The following is a 16,212-nucleotide window of genomic DNA, read 5'->3' on the forward strand; positions in this document are numbered from 1 at the left end:
AGGCTACAGGTCCGGCCCGGTGCGGACCCCGTGCGAACGTGCGGTTCCCGCAAGTGAGGGGCGGGTAATCAGTACGTCAGCAAGCGACCACTAATCTCGGAGCATGACCCCTTCCTTCCAGTGGGACTCCTTTCGCACCGAGGTGGACCGCAGGCTGCGGGCGTTCGTGGAGCGGCAGCGGCCTCTGGTCGGCGGCCCCGACCTCGCTCCCCTGCTGACCGCGGCGGAGGACTTCCTGGCCGGCGGCAAGCGGCTGCGTCCCGCGTTCTGTTACTGGGGGTGGCGCGGGGCGGGCGGAGAGGACGGCCCCGAGATCTGCGCCGCCGCCGCGTCGCTGGAGTTGCTCCAGGCCAGCGCCTTGATCCATGACGACGTGATGGATTCCAGCGACCTGCGCAGAGGCAGGCCCTCCGCGCACAAGCGGTTCGAGGCGATGCACGAGGAGGCCGGATGGCGCGGCTCCCCTGCCAGGTTCGGCGAGGGGGCCGCCGTCCTGCTCGGCAGCCTGCTGCTGGTCTGGTCGAGCGAGATGTGGCGGGCCAGCGGCCTGCCCGCCGAGGCACTGGCCGCCGCCGAGCCCGTTCACGACCTCATGCGGACCGAGCTGATGTGCGGTCAGTACCTGGACCTCCTCGAACAGGCGCACGGCGAGAGCACCTTCGAGAGCGCTTTGCGCGTGGCGCTGCACAAGAGCGGCAAGTACTCCGTCGAGCAGCCCCTGCGGCTCGGCCTGGTGCTCGCCGCCCGCCGGCAGGAGCCCTGGATCGACCGGCTGTGCGTGCAGTACGGGCACAAGGTCGGCATCGCCTTCCAGCTGCGCGACGACATCCTCGGCGTCTTCGGCAACCCGGCCGAGACCGGCAAGCCCGCGGGCGACGACCTGCGCGAGGGCAAGCGCACCATGCTGATCGCGCGCACCCTGTCGGCGGCCTCCGAGCGCCAGGCCGCCGACGTGCGGCGCCTGCTCGGCGACCCCGCCCTGGACCAGGAGGGCGTCGGGCGGCTGCGGGCGATCATCGAGGACACCGGGGCGCTCGCGGCCGGCGAGGAGATGATCAAGCGGTACCTCGACGACGCGCTGAGCTCGCTGGAGCGCGCGCCGATCACGCCCGAGGCGCGGCGGGCCCTGGAGGAGCTGGCCGTCGCCGCGACCGCGCGCCGGAGCTGACCCGGGGCCGCGGGCGTCAGGGCGCCCGCAGCCGCCGCGCGAACTCCGCCGCCGCCGCGCCGGGGTCCTCGGCCTCGGTGACGGCCCGCACGACCACCACCCGTGACACGCCGTAGGAGAGCACCTCGTCCAGCGTGTCCAGGCCGATGCCGCCGATGCCGAACCAGGGGCGTTCCGTGCCCAGCGAGGCCGCGTGCTTCAGCAGGCCGGGCCCGGGCGCGGGACGCCCGGGCTTGGTCGGCGTGGGCCACACCGGCCCGCAGCAGAAGTAGTCGACGCCCGGCTCGACGGCCGCCGCCGACGCCTCGGCGTCGCTGTGCGTGGAGCGCCCGATGACGACGTCCGGCCCGAGGATGGCGCGCGCCACGGGCACGGGCAGATCGTCCTGCCCGAGGTGGAGCACGTCGGGGCGGGCGGCGTAGGCGATGTCGGCGCGGTCGTTGACCGCCAGCAGGGCCCCGTGCCTGTCGCAGGCGTCGCGGAACACCTCCAGCAGCGCGAGTTCCTGCCGGGCCTCCAGGCCCTTCTCGCGGAGCTGGACGATGTCCACGCCGCCGGCGAGCACGGCGTCCAGGAAGTCCTCCAGGTCGCCCTGGCGCCGGCGGCCGTCGGTGCAGAGATAGAGCCGCGCGTCAGAAAGCGAGCGCTTGGGCACGCCGCTTCACCTCGGTGTGCCGGCCCGCGCGGATCGCCTCGACCGGCGCCCCCGGCAGGGAGTCGTCGGGCGTGAACAGCCAGCGCAGGGACTCGACGTCGTCGTATCCCGCGTCGGCGAGGACGGTGAGCGTGCCGGGGAGACCCTTCAGCACGTCGTCGCCGGCGATGAAGACCGCCGGCACCTCGGGCTCCGGGCCGCCCCTGCGGACGCCGAGGAGCTTCTTGTCCTTCAGGAGCTGCTTGGCGCGCCCGGAGCTGAGCCCCAGCCGGACGCCAACCTCCGAGAGGGGGAGCCATTCCCCTACGAGCTGGTCGGTTTCCCGGTCGATCTGTGCAACAGAAAGCGTCACGAGTCCACAATTACCACGTCACGGCTGGTCTGAAACACCCCCACAGGGGTCACAAGCAGTCGCGCAAGGGTATCGATGGGTCTTTCGCCCGATTCACATCGAGCCTTTGCCCCCCCTCGACGATCCGGCGGCCCTGCACCAGGTCACGCGGCAGGTCGACGGTGAATATCGCGGACAGGCGGTCGTCCTTGGTCAGCCAGAGGGCCGCCCATTTCGGCGCCGACGCGGGGTCGCCGCGCATGACCAGCCGGGCCCCGGCGTGGTGGCCGGCGTACTGGAGCATGTGACCGAATTGTTCTGACCAGAAATACGGCACGGGGTCGTAGACGGCGGTCTGGCCGAGCAGGGTGGCGACGGCGGTCTCCGGGGAGTGCAGCGCGGTGTCCCAGTGCTCGACCCGCAGGCGGCGGCCGAAGCGGCGCGACCACCAGTTGGCGCAGTCGCCGGCCGCGACGACGCCGTCCAAAGACGTGCGCAGGTGCTCGTCGACGAGGACGCCGTTGTCCAGCGCGACGCCCGACCCGGCGAGCCACCCGACGGCCGGGCGCACGCCGACGCCGGTCACCACCAGGTCCGCCGGGATCCAGGTGCCGTCCACCAGCGTGAGCCCGCCGGGGTCCACCGAGCCGACCATCACGCCGAGCCTGAGGGCGATGCCCGCCTCGGCGTACCAGGCCGCGGTGTGGCCGCCGACCTCGGTGCCGAGGGCCACGGCGAGCGGCGAGGCGGCGGCCTCGACGACGGTCACCTCACAGCCGGCGCGGCGCGCGGCGGTGGCGACCTCGGCGCCGATCCAGCCCGCCCCGACGACCACGACCCGGGCTCCGGGGAGCAGGCGGGCGCGCAGGTCCAGCGCGTCGTCGATGGTGCGCAAGGTGTGCTGGGGCCCGTCCCCCCTCAGCCGTATCGGGGCGGCGCCGGTGGCGATGACCAGCCCGTCGAACTCCAGCTCGCCCTCGGTCGTCTCGACGACGCCCGGGCGCAGGCCCTTGGCGGCCACATTGGTGCGCAGGTCGATGTCCAGGGCCCCGAGGTCGGAGTCCACCACGGTCGAGTCCAGGCCCCCGGCGAGCACGGCCTTGGACAACGGCGGCCGATCGTAGGGACGGTGACCCTCGTCGCCCACCAGTGTGACGCGCCCGTGGTACCCGCGCGCCCGCAGCGCTTCGACACTCCGCACGCCGGCCAGCCCGGCGCCCACTACCACGACATGATTCACAACCCGACAGTAAGCGGCCAGCCGGGTCACTCGCCAACGGCGATTTGGTAACGAATCGGCTCACTACTCCACACGGTAAGTGATGAGAACACTCAAGCCGGTGCGCACGGCGTACCCCGGCAGGAATAGGCTTGGGGCGTCAGACGCGCGGGAGTCCGGCGAGACCGGGCTGAGAGGAGGGCTGGCGGCCCTCGACCGCAAAGACCTGATCCGGATCATGCCGGCGAAGGGAGCGAGCATGGATGTGGTCGTCGTCGGCGGCGGCGTGGCCGGCCTCTCGGTGGCCTGGCGCGCCGCGCAGGCCGGTCACGCGGTCACCGTCGCCGACCCCTCCCCCGGCTCGGGGGCCACGCACGCCGCCGCGGGCATGCTCGCCCCGGTCAGCGAGGTCTCCTACACCGAAGAGCCCCTGCTGCGGCTCGGCCTCGCCTCCCTGGAGCTGTGGCCCTCCTTCGCCGCCGAGCTGGCCCGCGAGTCCGGCGTGGACGTCGACCACCGCGCCGAGGGCACCCTGGACGTCGCGTTCGGCGCCGACGACCTGACCGCCCTGGACGAGACGGCCGCGTTCATGGAGGGGCTCGGGCTGCGCGTCGAGCGCCTGACCGGGCGCGAGTGCCGCCGGGCCGAGCCGATGCTCGCCCCGGCCGTGCGCGGCGGCCTGCTGGCCTCCGGCGACGCGTGGGTGGACCCGCGCCGGGTCACCGCCGCCCTGCTCGCCGCGCTGGCGCGCCGCGGCGCGGCCGTGGTCGCCGAGCACGTCGCCGGCCTGGCGGTCGAGGGGGGCGCCGCGCGCGGGGTGCGCCTGCGCGGGGGACGGGTGATCGCCGCCGACCGTGTCGTGCTGGCCGCCGGGGCGTGGTCGGGCTCGCTGGAAGGGCTGCCGCCCGGCGTCCTGCCGCCCGTGCGCCCGGTGAAGGGGCAGATCATGCGCCTGCACGGCGCCCCCGGGTTCCTGCGGCGCTGTGTGCGCGGCGTGGTCCACGGGTCCAGCGCCTACCTGGTGCCGCGCGGCGACGGCGAGATCGTGCTCGGCGCCACCCAGGAGGAGATGGGCTTCGACACCCGCGTGACCGCCGGCGGCCTGTGGGAGCTGCTGCGCGACGCGCGCGAGCTGGTCCCCGGCGTGACCGAGCTGGAGGTCGCCGACGTGTGCGCGGGCCTGCGCCCCGGCACGCCCGACAATCTGCCCGTGCTCGGGCCCGCGGCGATGGAGGGCCTGCTGCTCGCCACCGGACACCACCGCGGCGGCGTCCTGCTCGCCCCGCTGACCGCCGCCATGCTCATGGCCGAGCTGGACGGCGGCCCCGGCCCCTACGCGCGGGAGGCGGAGGTCTGCTCGCCGCTGCGCTTCGGCGGCGACGTGACCCACGCCGCCTTCGCCGCCGCCCGCCATCGATGACGCGGCCCACCTTCGACGACAAGGAGGATCGGGGCGCCCCCGGCCCCCGTGAACGACCATGAACGTGACGATCAACGGCAACCCCTGCGAGCTGCCCGACGGCGCCACCGTCGCCCAGGCCGTCCAGGCGCTCACCTCGGCCTCGTCCGGGGTGGCGGTGGCGGTGAACGACGAGGTGGTGCGGCGCGGCGCCTGGCCGTCCACCACGCTCGGCGAGAACGACCGGGTCGAGGTCCTCACGGCGGTGCAGGGTGGCTGAGATGACGACCACGACGGGCACCACGACCGGCGCCGACGCCCTCGCGGACGACGTGCTGGAGCTCGGCGGCGAGAAGTTCTCCTCCCGCCTCATCATGGGGACCGGCGGCGCCCCCTCGCTGGAGGTGCTGGACGAGGCGCTGGCGGCCTCCGGCACCGAGATGACCACCGTCGCCATGCGCCGGCTCGACCCGGCCGCCGCCGGCTCGGTGCTGGACGTGCTGCGCGCCCGGGGCGTGAAGGTGCTCCCCAACACGGCGGGCTGCTACACCGCCGGCGAGGCCGTGCTGACCGCGCGCCTGGCCCGCGAGGCCCTCGGCACCTCCTGGGTCAAGCTGGAGGTCATCAGCGACGAGCGCACCCTGCTGCCCGACCCGATCGAGACCTTCGACGCCGCCGAGCGCCTGGTCGCCGACGGTTTCATCGTGCTGCCGTACATCGGCGACGACCCCGCGCTCGCCCGGCGGCTCGAACAGGCGGGCTGCGCCGCCGTCATGCCGCTCGGCTCCCCCATCGGCTCGGGTCTCGGCATCCGCAACCCGCACAACATCGAGCTCATCGTCGAGGCGGCGGGCGTCCCGGTCATCCTGGACGCCGGCGTGGGCACGGCCAGCGACGCCGCCCAGGCGATGGAGCTGGGCTGCGACGCGGTGCTGCTGGCCAGCGCCGTCACCCGGGCGCGCAGGCCCGCGCTCATGGCCACGGCGATGCGGCACGCGGTCTCGGCGGGCCGCATGGCGCGCCTGGCGGGCAGGATCCCCCGGCGGCGGTACGCTGAGGCGTCCTCGCCCGCGGTCACGCGGGGCGCGCTCGGATGAGCCCTTCCTGACGGGAGAACATGTCGGCATCGGTTTGGGATGTGCTTGCCCTCGTCCTGGCAAACCGCCCGTAAACTCACTCCCGTGGACACGACGGTTGCGGACCCCCTCGTAGGGCGGCTGCTGGACGGGCGCTACCGCGTTGAGTCGCGCATCGCCCGCGGTGGCATGGCCGCCGTCTACCTGGCCATGGACATCCGGCTCGACCGCACGGTGGCGCTGAAGGTCATGCACCGCTCGCTGGCCGAGGACCCCGATTTCGTGCGCCGTTTCATCGGCGAGGCCAAGTCCGTGGCCAGCCTGTCGCACCCCAACATCGTGCACGTCTTCGACCAGGGCACCGACGGCGGCCACGTCTACCTCTCCATGGAGTACGTCCCGGGGCGCACCCTGCGCGACGTGCTGCGCGAGCGCGGCCGCCTGCCCGCCCGCGAGGCGCTGGAGATCATGATCCCGGTGCTGGCCGCGCTCGGGGCCGCGCACCAGGCGGGCATGGTCCACCGCGACGTCAAGCCCGAGAACGTGCTGCTGAGCGACGACGGCCGGGTCAAGGTCGTGGACTTCGGGCTCGCCCGCGCCATCGAGGCCGGGCGGCAGACCCGCACCGGCGTCATGATCGGCACGATCGCGTACATGTCGCCCGAGCAGGTCACCTCCGGGGTCGCCGACGCGCGCAGCGACGTCTACGCCGCCGGGGTCATGCTGTTCGAGCTGCTCACCGGGAAGCAGCCGTACGAGGGCGAGACCCCGATGTCGGTGGCCTACCGCCACGTGCACGACCGCGTGCCCGCCCCGTCCTCCGTGGTGCCCGGCGGCCCGGTCCAGCTCGACAGGCTCGTGCTGTCGGCCACCGACCGCGACCCCGGCGGCCGCCCCGCCGACGCCACCGCGCTGCTCGTGGCGGCCGTCGAGGCCCACCGCACGCTGCCGCGCGACGCCGGCCCGAAGCCCGCCCCCACGGCCGCCACCTCCCACACCTCCCCCGCCGCCCCGGTGCCGCCCGCCAACCCCACGCTCGTCCAGTCCCGCACCGAGATGCTCACCTCGCCCGGGGCCGCGCCCGCCGCCGAGGGCCACCGCGCCCGCCGGCGCGTGCGCCCGATCTGGTTCATCGTCGGGCTGGCCACCGTCATGGTCGCCGCCATCGCCGTCACCGGCTGGTGGTTCTCCGAGGGCCGGTACACCCAGGTCCCCGACCTGCTGCGCATCAACATCAGCGTGGCCAAGGCCGAGGCCGAGAAACAGGGATTCGCCGTCAAGATCGGCAAGCCCGAGAACGACCAGGAGCTCGGCGAGGACAAGGTGCTGCGCACCGACCCCGAGTCCGGCCGCGAGGTCGTCCGGGGCTCGGTCATCACCCTGATCCCCTCGGCGGGGCCCCGCAAGATCGCGGTGCCGAACGTCGTGAACCTGTCCGAGGCGGACGCGCGCAGCAAGATCTCCGAGGCCGGGCTGACCGCGGGCGCCGTGAGCAGGGTGCCGAGCGACACCGTGCAGCGCGGCCTGGTGCTGCGCACCAGCCCCCAGGTCGGCACGCGGATCAAGGAGGGCGGCACGGTCCAGATCGTGCTGAGCGCCGGCCAGCTCATGCCGGACGTCAGCGAGATGCAGTGCGACCAGGCCGAGGCGTTCCTGCGGGGCAAGGGGTTCACCCCCACGATCGTCCAGCAGACCGACAACGCCCAGCCCGGCACGGTCATCGCCCAGAGCCCGGCCGCCCGCGCCGAGGTCACCGCCGGGCAGGCCGTCCAGCTCACCTGCTCCAAGGGCCCCGACAGCGGCTTCCACTGGCCGTGGGAGAACCCTCAGGACCCACAGAACGTCCAGCCCGGCCAGGCCCTCATCCCCATCCCCGACGTCCGCTTCAAGCGCGTCGGCGACGCCAGCCGCGAGCTGCGCACCGCGGGCTTCAAGGTGCACGTCCGGAAGATCGCCGGGTCCGGCGCCGTGGTGGCGGAGAACCCCCTGGGTCAGGCCCCGGCCGGCACCCGCATCACCATCTGGCACTGACCGGGCCCCGCCGCGGCGATCGCCCGGGCCGTGTCACGCGGCGGGGGCGCCGTGGAGGCGCAGGCGGGCCAGGCCGCCGTCGGGGTGGATGTCGAGGCGGACGTGGGTGGCGGCGCGGGCGGCGGCGAGCCGGAACCGGTGGCGGGTGTCGGGCTGCAGGCGCGTCGGCGGCAGCAGCTCGAACCACTCGGCCTCGCCGGGCGCGTCGGGGGGCCCGGCGGCCCGGCCCCGCAGGTCGGCCCCCTTGAGGGAGGCGGCGGCGGGGGCGTTGTAGACCAGGTTGGTGGTGTCCAGCTCGGCGACCTGGATCACCCCCGGCACGGCCAGGCGCACGGTGAGCCAGTCGTTGCCGCCGTCGCGGCGGCGGGCGGTCTCCCAGCCTTCGGCCTGGTGGCGGGGCAGCCCGGGGGCGATCACGTTGACGGGCGAGGAGTAGAAGTCGTCCGAGCAGCCGGTCACCAGGGCGCCGTTCTCCAGGGCGGCGAGGTCGATCGTCAGGCCGGCGAGCAGGGCCGGGTCGGGGACCACCTCGCCGTGGACGCGCAGGCGGGCGACGCCGCCGTCGGGGAAGATGTTCAGCCGCACGTGCGTGTACCTGCGGGGGTCGGTGACCGGGAACCCGTGCGCGGCGTCGCCGGTCAGCCGGCCGCGCGGCACGATCTCGGTCCAGGCGGCGGCGAGCAGCTCGCCCGGCGAGGGGTATCCCTCGGCGGCGCAGGCGTCCACGGAGGCGTAGGGCGGGTAGTTGCCGGTGAACCAGGCCGTGTCGATGACGACGTGGCGGACGACGCCGGGCATGCCGAGCCGCACCAGGGCCCAGTCGTGGCCGCCGTCGCGCCGCCGCCGGGTCTCCCAGCCGTCGTACACCTGCCCGCGCGCGCCGAAGGTCCCGGGCCGGAAGGCCGGGCGTCCCGGCAGGATGAGGGCCTGCCGTTCGGCGAACGACTCGTCGCTGGCGGCCACGACCGACCCTCCGTAGGACCGCGAGGCCAGATCGGGCAGCCGGGGGACGGCGGCGGGGCCGGGCTCGGGTGGCCGGGAAACGGCGGCGGGGCCCGGGGGCCGCTCGTGGGGGGCGGATGTCGTCTCCGGGTCCGGGGTGCCGGGCGCGGGGGTCATAGGAGGGTTCCCGTCGGTGGGGTGGCGGGGGTCAGTTCCCGGCCGCGAAGCCAGGTGGTCAGGACCGTGCCGGTGAGCGTACGGCCGTGGTACGGGGTGATCGGGTTGCGGTGGTGCAGGCGGGCGGCGTCCACGGTGAAGGCGGCGGTGTCGTCGAAGGCGACCAGGTCGGCGTCCCGGCCCGCCGCGATCGCGCCCTTGCCCGCGAGCCCGGCCAGGCGGGCGGGGGCCTCGGACATCCACCGGACGACGTCGGCCAGGGTGTGGCCGCGGGCGCGGGCCTCGGTCCAGACGGCGGGCAGGGTGACCTGCAGCGAGGAGACGCCGCCCCAGGAGGCGGCGAAGTCCGGCACCTTCAGGTCGGGGGTGGACGGCGAGTGGTCGGAGACGACGCAGCTGAGCGTGCCCGCCGCCAGGCCGTCCCACAGCCGGTCGCGGTTGCCGCGGTCCCTGAGGGGCGGGCAGCACTTGAACTCCGGGCCGCGCACCTGGTCGGCGGTGAGGGTGAGGTAGTGGGGGCAGGTCTCGGCGGTGACGCGCACGCCGTCGCGCCGGGCGGCCTCCAGGGGGGCCAGGCAGGCGGCGGAGGAGACGTGCAGGATGTGGGCGCGTACGCCGGTCTCGCGGGCGAGCGCGATGACCCGTTCGACGGCGGCGCGTTCCGCCTCCCCCGGCCGCGACGCCAGGAATTCCGGATATGTCGGGCCGGTGGGGTGGGTGAGCAGCGTGGGATCCTCGGCGTGGACGACCAGCAGCCCGTCGAAGGACGCCACCTCGCGCATCGCCTCGGCCAGGCCCGCGGGGCCGAGCGGCGGGAACTCCTCCACCCCGGACGGCGACAGGAAGCACTTGAACCCGCGCACCCCCGCCTCGTGCAGCGGGCGCAGCGCGGCGGTGTTGCCGGGGACCGCGCCGCCCCAGAAGCCGACGTCGACGGCGCACCGCCCGGCCGCCGCGGCCCGCTTGACGGCGAGCGCGCCGGTGTCCACCGTCGGCGGGATCGAGTTGAGGGGCATGTCGACGATCGTCGTCACGCCCCCGGCCGCCGCCGCCCGGGTCGCGGTGGCGAACCCCTCCCACGCGGTGCGGCCCGGCTCGTTGACGTGCACGTGCGTGTCGACCAGGCCGGGCAGCAGGCACACCGCGCCGAGGTCCACCCGCGCGGCGCCGTCCGCCGGATGGTCGTACGGCAGCACCGCGGCGATCCTGCCGTCGCGCACCGCCACCGCCGCGGGCCGCTCCCCGCCGGGCAGCACCGCCCGCCGCGACCGCACGACCAGCGCGTACCGCTCCTCGGGAGCCGGCGGGATCATCCGGGGGGCCCTGGGAGGACGTCGCCCGCCAGGCGGGTGAGGCGGCGGTGCGCGTCGGCGCCCAGGCGGGCGGCGGTGTCCTGCGGGACGGTGCGCAGCTCGCCGTCCCGCACCACGGTCCTGCCGCCGACCAGGGCCAGGGCGACCTCGGGACGGCCGCCGAAGACGAGGGCGCACACGGGGTCGTCCAGGGCGGCGGCGAAGCCGTCCACGCGCCACAGGACGACGTCGGCGAGCTTGCCCGGCTCCAGCGAGCCGATCTCGTCCTCCCGGCCCAGGCAGCGGGCGCCGCCGAGCGTGGCCGCCTCCAGGGCCTGGCGCGCGGTGAGCGCCGACGGGCCGTACCGGGCGCGCTGGAACAGCAGGGCCTGGCGCATCTCACCGGCCAGCGGCGTGAGCTCGCTGGAGGCGGCGCCGTCCACGCCGAGCCCGACCGCGACCCCGGCCCGCAGCATCTCGGCGACCCGGGCGATCCCGGCGCCGAGCCTGCCGTTGGAGCTCGGGCAGTGCGCCACGCCGGTGCCGGTGGCGGCGAACCGGGCCAGGTCGCGGTCGTGCAGGTGGACGGCGTGCGCCACCCAGACGTCGGGGCCGAGCCAGCCGAGCTTCTCCATGTAGTCGACGGGCGTGCAGCCCATCTGCTCGACGCAGTGCCGTTCCTCCTCCGCCGTCTCGCACAGGTGGGTGTGCAGGCGCACGCCCTTGTCCCGGGCCAGCGCGGCGGACTCGGTCATGAGGTCGGCGCTGACCGAGAACGGCGAGCAGGGCGCGACGGCGACCCGCAGCATGGAACCGGGCGCGGGGTCGTGGTGGGCGTCCACGGCCTCGGCGGTGGCGGCGAGGATCTCCTCCAGGCTCTCGACGACCTCGTCCGGCGGCAGCCCGCCCTGGGAGGCCCCGCGGTCCATCGAGCCGCGGCAGGGGTGGAAGCGCAGGCCGACCGACCGGGCCGCCTCGATCTCCGCGGCGAACAGGTCGCCGCGGCCCTTGGGGAAGACGTAGTGGTGGTCGGTGGTGGTGGTGCAGCCGGACAGCGCGAGCCAGGCGAGCGCGGCCGTGGCGGCGCCGCCCACCACCTCGGCGTCCATCGCGGCCCACACCCGGTAGAGCGCGGTGAGCCAGCCGAACAGCGGGGCGTCCTGGGCCGTGCCCTGGGTGGCCCACTGGTAGAGGTGGTGGTGGGTGTTCACCAGGCCGGGGGTGGCCAGGCAGCCCGCGCCGTCGACACGCGCCGCGCCCGGCAGGGCGGGAGCCGGCCCCTCCCCCAGGGCGGCCACCCGGCCGTCGCGCACGTGCAGGTAACCGCGGCGTATGTCCGGCCCGGCGACGGGGGCGACGGCGACGTTCTCGATGACGGTCTCCCCCGCGCCGGACGGTCCGGGGGAACGCGCCGTCGCCGGGTCCGGGGCCGTCACGCGGAGCCCGCCCTGCGCGCGGCGGCCAGGCGCACGGCCTCGATGATCTTCTCGTAGCCGGTGCAGCGGCACAGGTTGCCGGCCAGGGCCTCGCGGATCTCCCCGTCGGTGGGGTCGGGGACGCGGGCCAGCAGGTCGTGGGCCTGGACGATCAGCCCGGGGGTGCAGAAGCCGCACTGGACGGCCCCGCGGTCGAGGAAGGCCCGCTGCACCGGGTCCAGGCCGCCGCCGGCGGCCAGGCCCTCGATCGTGCGCACCTCGCGGCCCTCGGCCTGCCCGGCCGCGACCAGGCAGGCGCACACGGGCAGCCCGTCGAGGTAGACGGTGCACGAGCCGCACTCCCCCTGCTCGCAGGCGTTCTTGGCGCCGGGCAGGCCGACGCGCTCGCGCAGCACGTACAGCAGGCTCTCGCCCTCCCAGACGCCGTCCACCGCCTCGCGCCTGCCGTTGACGGTGAGGTTCACGCGCATTCCGCCGCCTTCTTCCGGTAGTCGTCGTAGGCCCAGGTGAGCGTGCGGCGGGCCATGACCGCGATCGCGTGGCGGCGGTAGTCCGCGGTGCCGCGCACGTCGTCGATCGGCGCGGCGGCCCGGGCCGCCAGCGCGCCGAACCTGGCGGCGACGCGGGCGTCGAGCGGGGCGGCGCCCGTCCAGTCCAGTTCCCCGGCGAGGAACCGCTCGGCCTCCGGGGCGCGGCGCGGGGTGGGGGCGGCCGAGCCGACGCCGGTGCCGACGCGGCGCTCGGCCGGGTGCAGGGCGATGGCGAACGAGCACACCGCGATGACCATGGCGTTGCGGGTGCCGACCTTGGAGAAGTACTGCGGCCCGCTCGCCGGGGCCGCCCAGAACGCGCGGATCAGCTCGTCGGGGGCGAGGGCGCTGCGCTTGACGCCGAGGTAGAAGTCGCCGGCCGGGATCATGCGGGTGCCGCGCGCCGCGGACTCGGCCTCCACGACGGCGTCCCCGGCCAGCAGCGGCGGGTGGGAGTCCCCGGCCGGGGAGGCGGCGCCGAGGTTTCCGGCGACGGTGCCCCGGTTGCGGATCTGCGGCGAGCCGACCGTCCGCGCCGCCTGGGCCAGGCCGGGCAGGAGGTCGCCGAGCTCGGCGATGAGGCGCGCGTAGGTCACGCCGGCGCCGACGCGCAGCCGCCCGTCCACCGCGCGCTCCCAGGCCGCGAGGCCCGGCACCGCGGTCAGGTCGAGCAGCGCGGCCGGTCTGCGCGCGTCGAGGTTGATCTCCACCATCACGTCGGTGCCGCCCAGCAGGGGCACGGCGTCCGGCCGCCGGGCCTTGGCGGCGAGGGCCTCCTCCCAGGTGGCGGGCCGCAGGAAGTCCATGGCGTCCTCCTCGTCGTTTCCCGTGGCCCGCTAGTCCCACGCCGGGCCGGGCGCGGGCGCGGCGTCGTCGAGCACGGTGCCCTCGATCAGCCCGTACGGGCGGTCGGCGGCGACGTACACCTCGTTGTCGTTGTCCATGCCGAACGGGGTGAGGTCCACGAGGAAGTGGTGCTTGTTGGGCAGGGACAGCCGGATCTCGCAGATCTCGCGGCGGGTCTCCAGCACCCGGGAGCCCATGGCGTACAGGGTCTGCTGCAGCGACAGGCTGTGGGTGCCGGCGAACGCCTCGGCCAGGCAGCGCCGCACCCGCGCGTGCGACTCCCCGAAGTCGTACCCGCCGGGCGTGTCCGGTGGGGCCGTGTGCCGCCAGCGGGCGGTGACGGCGGTGGCGAGGACCCGGTCGTGGGTGGGGGCGAGCGTGGTGTAGGCGTCGCGGGCGAAGCCGTGGAACTCCGACCCGGTGGTGTTCAGCAGCACCAGCCCCTCCAGCCCCGAGACCACGGTGGTGGAGCCGTCCCGGTCGTGGTGGACGACGCAGGTGCGGGTCTCGGCGGAGGCGCGGGCGAAGGAGTGCGGGCCGTGGCGCTCCCAGCGGTGCTCCTCCACCGCGACCCGCGCGTGGTGGACCGACGGCTGCCCGCCGACGAAGTGCCGGGCGAGCAGGCCGGCGAACTCCTCGATCTCGCCGATCCCGTGCTCGCCCGCGAAGGCGTAGACGGTGTTCTTCTGGGTGTCGGTCGGCAGCACGGCCGCGTTGTCGCCGGTGAGGTGGACGTCGCGCATGTCGCCGGACAGCGCGACGCCGACCGTGCAGTCCTTGAGCCGGTGCGCCTCGCCGTCGCGGGTGACGCGCACGACGCGGGTCTCGGCCTTGCCGTAGCGGTTGGGTCCGAGGACGACGGCCATGGCTAGCTCCCGCGGTAGGTGGAGTAGGCGAACGGGCTGAGCAGCAGGGGGACGTGGTGGTGCTCGCCGGGGTCCTCTACGGCGAAGGTGACCACGACCTCGGGGTAGAAGGTGCGCACCCCCCTGCCGGCGAAGTAGGCGCCGGTGCGGAAGACCAGGCGGTGGACGCCCGCGCCGGGCTCGCCGTCGGGCAGCCAGTCGTTCAGGCGCCCGTCCTCGCCGGTCACCCCCTCGGCGATCAGGCGCTCGCCCCGGTGGAGGCCGACGGCCACGCCGCGGGCGGGACGGCCGGTACTCGCGTCCAGCACGTGGGTGGACAGGCTCATCGGGCCTCCCCCGCCGGGTCCGTGGTCAGCCGGGCGACGCGCAGGCGGGTGATGGCGGCCAGCTCCTCCTTGACGACGGCGCGCTCGGCCTCGGCGTCGTTGCCCAGCCGGGCCTCCAGCCGGTCCAGCATCGCGGCGGCCGTCAGCCCGGTGGCGCAGACCAGGTAGACGTGGCCGAACCGCTCCTCGTACCGGGCGTTGCCCGCGGCGAGGCCGGCCAGCACCCGCCGGTCGGCCCCGGCGGCGCCGGACTGCTCCGCGCGCGACCAGGTCGCCGCGCGGGACGGTCCGCCGGCCGGCTCGCCGACGCGCGGGTGGGCGGCCAGTGCCTCCAGGACGTCCGGCCAGGCCAGGGCGCGGACGGCGGCGTCGGCCGCGGCGGTGAGGGCGGCCTCGTCGCCGTAGGGCCGGCCGGCGGCGACGGCGCGGGCGAACGCGCGGGAGGCGCAGCAGGCCAGCAGTTCACGCTCGGCGCGCGGCGGGCTGAGCGCGTTCAGGCCCGCGAGGCCGGGCGTCACCTTCGGCATGGCAGCAAGTAGATCGCCGGGGGCGGGCCCGGTCCATCCGCAGGAGCTCCCAAGCGGGCCAACGCTCGGCCAGGACTTTTCGTGTCATGCTCCAAGAGCGTGCGGCGACACCGGGGGAAACCGCTGGTCGGGGGCGGATCACCGGGTGGACTCCCCTAAGCTGTGGGCCACCATGACCACACCTTCCACTCCTTCCCCGGCCCCGGCCACCCCGCTGATCGGCGGCCACGTCCTGGTGGCCGGCGGCCTCGCCACGGGCGGCCTGAAGTACGCCGCCCAGATCGAGGCCGAGGTCGTCCAGGTCTTCGTGACCAACCCGCGCGGCTGGGCGCTCGCCGAGGGCAAACCCGCGGAGGACGCCGCGCTGCGCGAGTCGCCTCTGCCGGTGTTCATCCACACGCCCTACCTCGTCAACGTGGGCTCGCCCAGCCCCGACGTGCTGGAGAAGTCGCTGACGTCGATCCGGCACGCGCTGCGGCGCGGCGTGGAGACCGGCGCGCTCGGCGTGGTCGTGCACACCGGGTCGGCGGTCAGCCGGTCGCGGGAGGAGGCCCTGCTGCAGGTGCGCGAGCATCTGCTGCCGGTGCTGGAGGAGATCCCCGACGACGGCCCCGACCTGCTGCTGGAGCCGATGGCGGGCCAGGCCAACATGCTGTGCGCCACCGTGCAGGAACTCGGGCCGTACCTGGAGGCGCTGGAGTTCCACCCGCGCGCCAACGTGTGCCTGGACACCTGTCACGCCTTCGCCGCCGGGCACGACCTGGCCGCCCCCGGCGGGGTGGCGCGGATGATGGACGCGCTGCACGCCATCGCCCCGGGGCGGCTGAAGCTGCTGCACGCCAACGACTCCAAGGACCCCTGCGGGTCGGGGCGCGACAGGCACGAGAACATCGGCGCCGGGCAGATCGGCGCGGCGGCGTTCGGCGAGCTGATGCGCCACCCGGTCGCCGCCGGAGTGCCGCTGTGCATCGAGACCCCCGGCAAGGTCGAGGGCCACCACGCCGACATCCTGCTCCTGAAGAGCCTCCGCGACGCCGCCTTCGCCTGAAGCCCCTGCCGGAAGTCCTGGCCGGAAGCCTTGCCGGTCCGCGGACGGCCGGTGGCGGGGTGCTCGCCTGGGTGATCCGGCCGCCCCCCTTGGGCCGGATCACCGCGTCGACCTGGACGCCGAAGGGCGACCACCCCGCCACGCCGCGGCCGCCGGGCCCTACCCCCCGGTGAGGGCCCGGCGGCGGTGGGCGGCCGCCTGATTCGCGCGTGGGTACGGAAGACAGGCGGGCGCCGTGGGTCCGCGTAGCCGGGATCCGCCCGTCCCCGCGGGCGAGCTCTCCGGTTACGCAGTGTGGCCTGGTGACGCGGATGACATTACGCTGGGTCATCGGCGGCACGGG

17 protein-coding genes and 1 riboswitch are annotated in these 16,212 nt (G+C 75.3%); of the genes, 6 read left to right on the forward strand and 11 right to left on the reverse strand.

Going from position 1 to position 16,212, the window contains the following annotated elements; translation table 11 throughout:
* Positions 1-103 precede the first annotated feature (103 nt).
* Positions 104-1,168 (forward strand): polyprenyl synthetase family protein, encoded by a 1,065-nt coding sequence (locus BJ982_RS31785; RefSeq protein WP_184886169.1) that lies wholly within the window; start codon positions 104-106, stop codon positions 1,166-1,168.
* Positions 1,169-1,184: 16 nt separating this feature from the next.
* Here the strand turns inward: BJ982_RS31785 and thiE are convergent, their stop codons facing one another.
* Genes thiE through BJ982_RS31800 form a run of 3 tightly spaced genes read right to left on the reverse strand, consistent with a single transcriptional unit; the run spans position 1,185 to position 3,394 of the window.
* Complete coding sequence (gene thiE, locus BJ982_RS31790; RefSeq protein ID WP_184886171.1) at positions 1,185-1,823, reverse strand: thiamine phosphate synthase; 639 nt, start codon at positions 1,821-1,823, stop codon at positions 1,185-1,187.
* Positions 1,801-2,175 (reverse strand): Rv2175c family DNA-binding protein, encoded by a 375-nt coding sequence (locus tag BJ982_RS31795; protein WP_184886173.1) that lies wholly within the window; start codon positions 2,173-2,175, stop codon positions 1,801-1,803. The genes thiE and BJ982_RS31795 overlap by 23 nt, the downstream gene beginning before the upstream one ends.
* Before the next feature lie 49 nt (positions 2,176-2,224).
* The gene (locus BJ982_RS31800) at positions 2,225-3,394 is read right to left on the reverse strand and encodes an NAD(P)/FAD-dependent oxidoreductase (RefSeq protein WP_184886175.1); all 1,170 of its coding nucleotides are present in this window, start codon (positions 3,392-3,394) and stop codon (positions 2,225-2,227) included.
* Between the two features lie 137 nt (positions 3,395-3,531).
* Positions 3,532-3,643, forward strand: a riboswitch (TPP riboswitch).
* Here BJ982_RS31800 and thiO point away from each other — a divergent pair.
* From thiO to pknB, 4 genes are all read left to right on the forward strand, one after another.
* Positions 3,633-4,793, forward strand: a complete 1,161-nt coding sequence (gene thiO / locus BJ982_RS31805; protein ID WP_184886177.1) for a glycine oxidase ThiO — start codon at positions 3,633-3,635, stop codon at positions 4,791-4,793. It overlaps the preceding riboswitch by 11 nt.
* Positions 4,794-4,851: 58 nt before the next feature.
* Positions 4,852-5,052: a sulfur carrier protein ThiS gene (gene thiS, locus BJ982_RS31810; RefSeq protein WP_184886179.1), complete on the forward strand. Its 201-nt coding sequence runs from the start codon at positions 4,852-4,854 to the stop codon at positions 5,050-5,052.
* A 1-nt stretch (position 5,053) separates the two neighbouring features.
* Complete coding sequence (locus BJ982_RS31815; RefSeq protein ID WP_184886181.1) at positions 5,054-5,869, forward strand: thiazole synthase; 816 nt, start codon at positions 5,054-5,056, stop codon at positions 5,867-5,869.
* A gap of 84 nt (positions 5,870-5,953) precedes the next feature.
* Positions 5,954-7,879, forward strand: coding sequence for a Stk1 family PASTA domain-containing Ser/Thr kinase (gene pknB, locus BJ982_RS31820; protein WP_184886183.1), 1,926 nt, complete (start codon positions 5,954-5,956; stop codon positions 7,877-7,879).
* Positions 7,880-7,912: 33 nt separating this feature from the next.
* On the opposite strand, the gene alc is transcribed toward pknB, so the two are convergent.
* Genes alc through uraD form a run of 8 tightly spaced genes read right to left on the reverse strand, consistent with a single transcriptional unit; the run spans position 7,913 to position 14,821 of the window.
* Positions 7,913-8,998, reverse strand: coding sequence for an allantoicase (gene alc / locus BJ982_RS31825; RefSeq protein WP_184886185.1), 1,086 nt, complete (start codon positions 8,996-8,998; stop codon positions 7,913-7,915).
* On the reverse strand, positions 8,995-10,311 hold the full coding sequence (allB, locus tag BJ982_RS31830; protein ID WP_184886187.1) for an allantoinase AllB: 1,317 nt from the start codon (positions 10,309-10,311) through the stop codon (positions 8,995-8,997). The genes alc and allB overlap by 4 nt, the downstream gene beginning before the upstream one ends.
* Complete coding sequence (locus BJ982_RS31835; RefSeq protein ID WP_373869611.1) at positions 10,308-11,726, reverse strand: 8-oxoguanine deaminase; 1,419 nt, start codon at positions 11,724-11,726, stop codon at positions 10,308-10,310. Before BJ982_RS31835 ends, allB begins: the two co-directional genes overlap by 4 nt.
* Entirely contained in the window at positions 11,723-12,196 is a 474-nt protein-coding gene (locus BJ982_RS31840) for a (2Fe-2S)-binding protein (RefSeq protein ID WP_184886189.1), read from the reverse strand. Before BJ982_RS31840 ends, BJ982_RS31835 begins: the two co-directional genes overlap by 4 nt.
* Entirely contained in the window at positions 12,187-13,062 is an 876-nt protein-coding gene (locus BJ982_RS31845) for an FAD binding domain-containing protein (protein ID WP_184886190.1), read from the reverse strand. The genes BJ982_RS31840 and BJ982_RS31845 overlap by 10 nt, the downstream gene beginning before the upstream one ends.
* Positions 13,063-13,092: 30 nt before the next feature.
* Positions 13,093-13,968 (reverse strand): factor-independent urate hydroxylase, encoded by an 876-nt coding sequence (gene pucL, locus BJ982_RS31850; protein ID WP_184886192.1) that lies wholly within the window; start codon positions 13,966-13,968, stop codon positions 13,093-13,095.
* A 2-nt stretch (positions 13,969-13,970) separates the two neighbouring features.
* Positions 13,971-14,294: a hydroxyisourate hydrolase gene (gene uraH, locus BJ982_RS31855; protein ID WP_184886194.1), complete on the reverse strand. Its 324-nt coding sequence runs from the start codon at positions 14,292-14,294 to the stop codon at positions 13,971-13,973.
* Positions 14,291-14,821, reverse strand: coding sequence for a 2-oxo-4-hydroxy-4-carboxy-5-ureidoimidazoline decarboxylase (gene uraD, locus BJ982_RS31860; RefSeq protein WP_184886196.1), 531 nt, complete (start codon positions 14,819-14,821; stop codon positions 14,291-14,293). Before uraD ends, uraH begins: the two co-directional genes overlap by 4 nt.
* 172 nt (positions 14,822-14,993) lie before the next feature.
* Here uraD and BJ982_RS31865 point away from each other — a divergent pair, with 172 nt between their 5' ends.
* Positions 14,994-15,869 carry a deoxyribonuclease IV gene (locus tag BJ982_RS31865; protein ID WP_184886198.1) on the forward strand — a complete coding sequence of 292 codons (876 nt, stop codon included), beginning with the start codon at positions 14,994-14,996 and terminating at the stop codon, positions 15,867-15,869.
* Positions 15,870-16,212 lie beyond the last annotated feature (343 nt).

Origin of the sequence: Sphaerisporangium siamense (assembly GCF_014205275.1) — a bacterium.
Taxonomy (GTDB): Bacteria; Actinomycetota; Actinomycetes; order Streptosporangiales; family Streptosporangiaceae; genus Sphaerisporangium; species Sphaerisporangium siamense.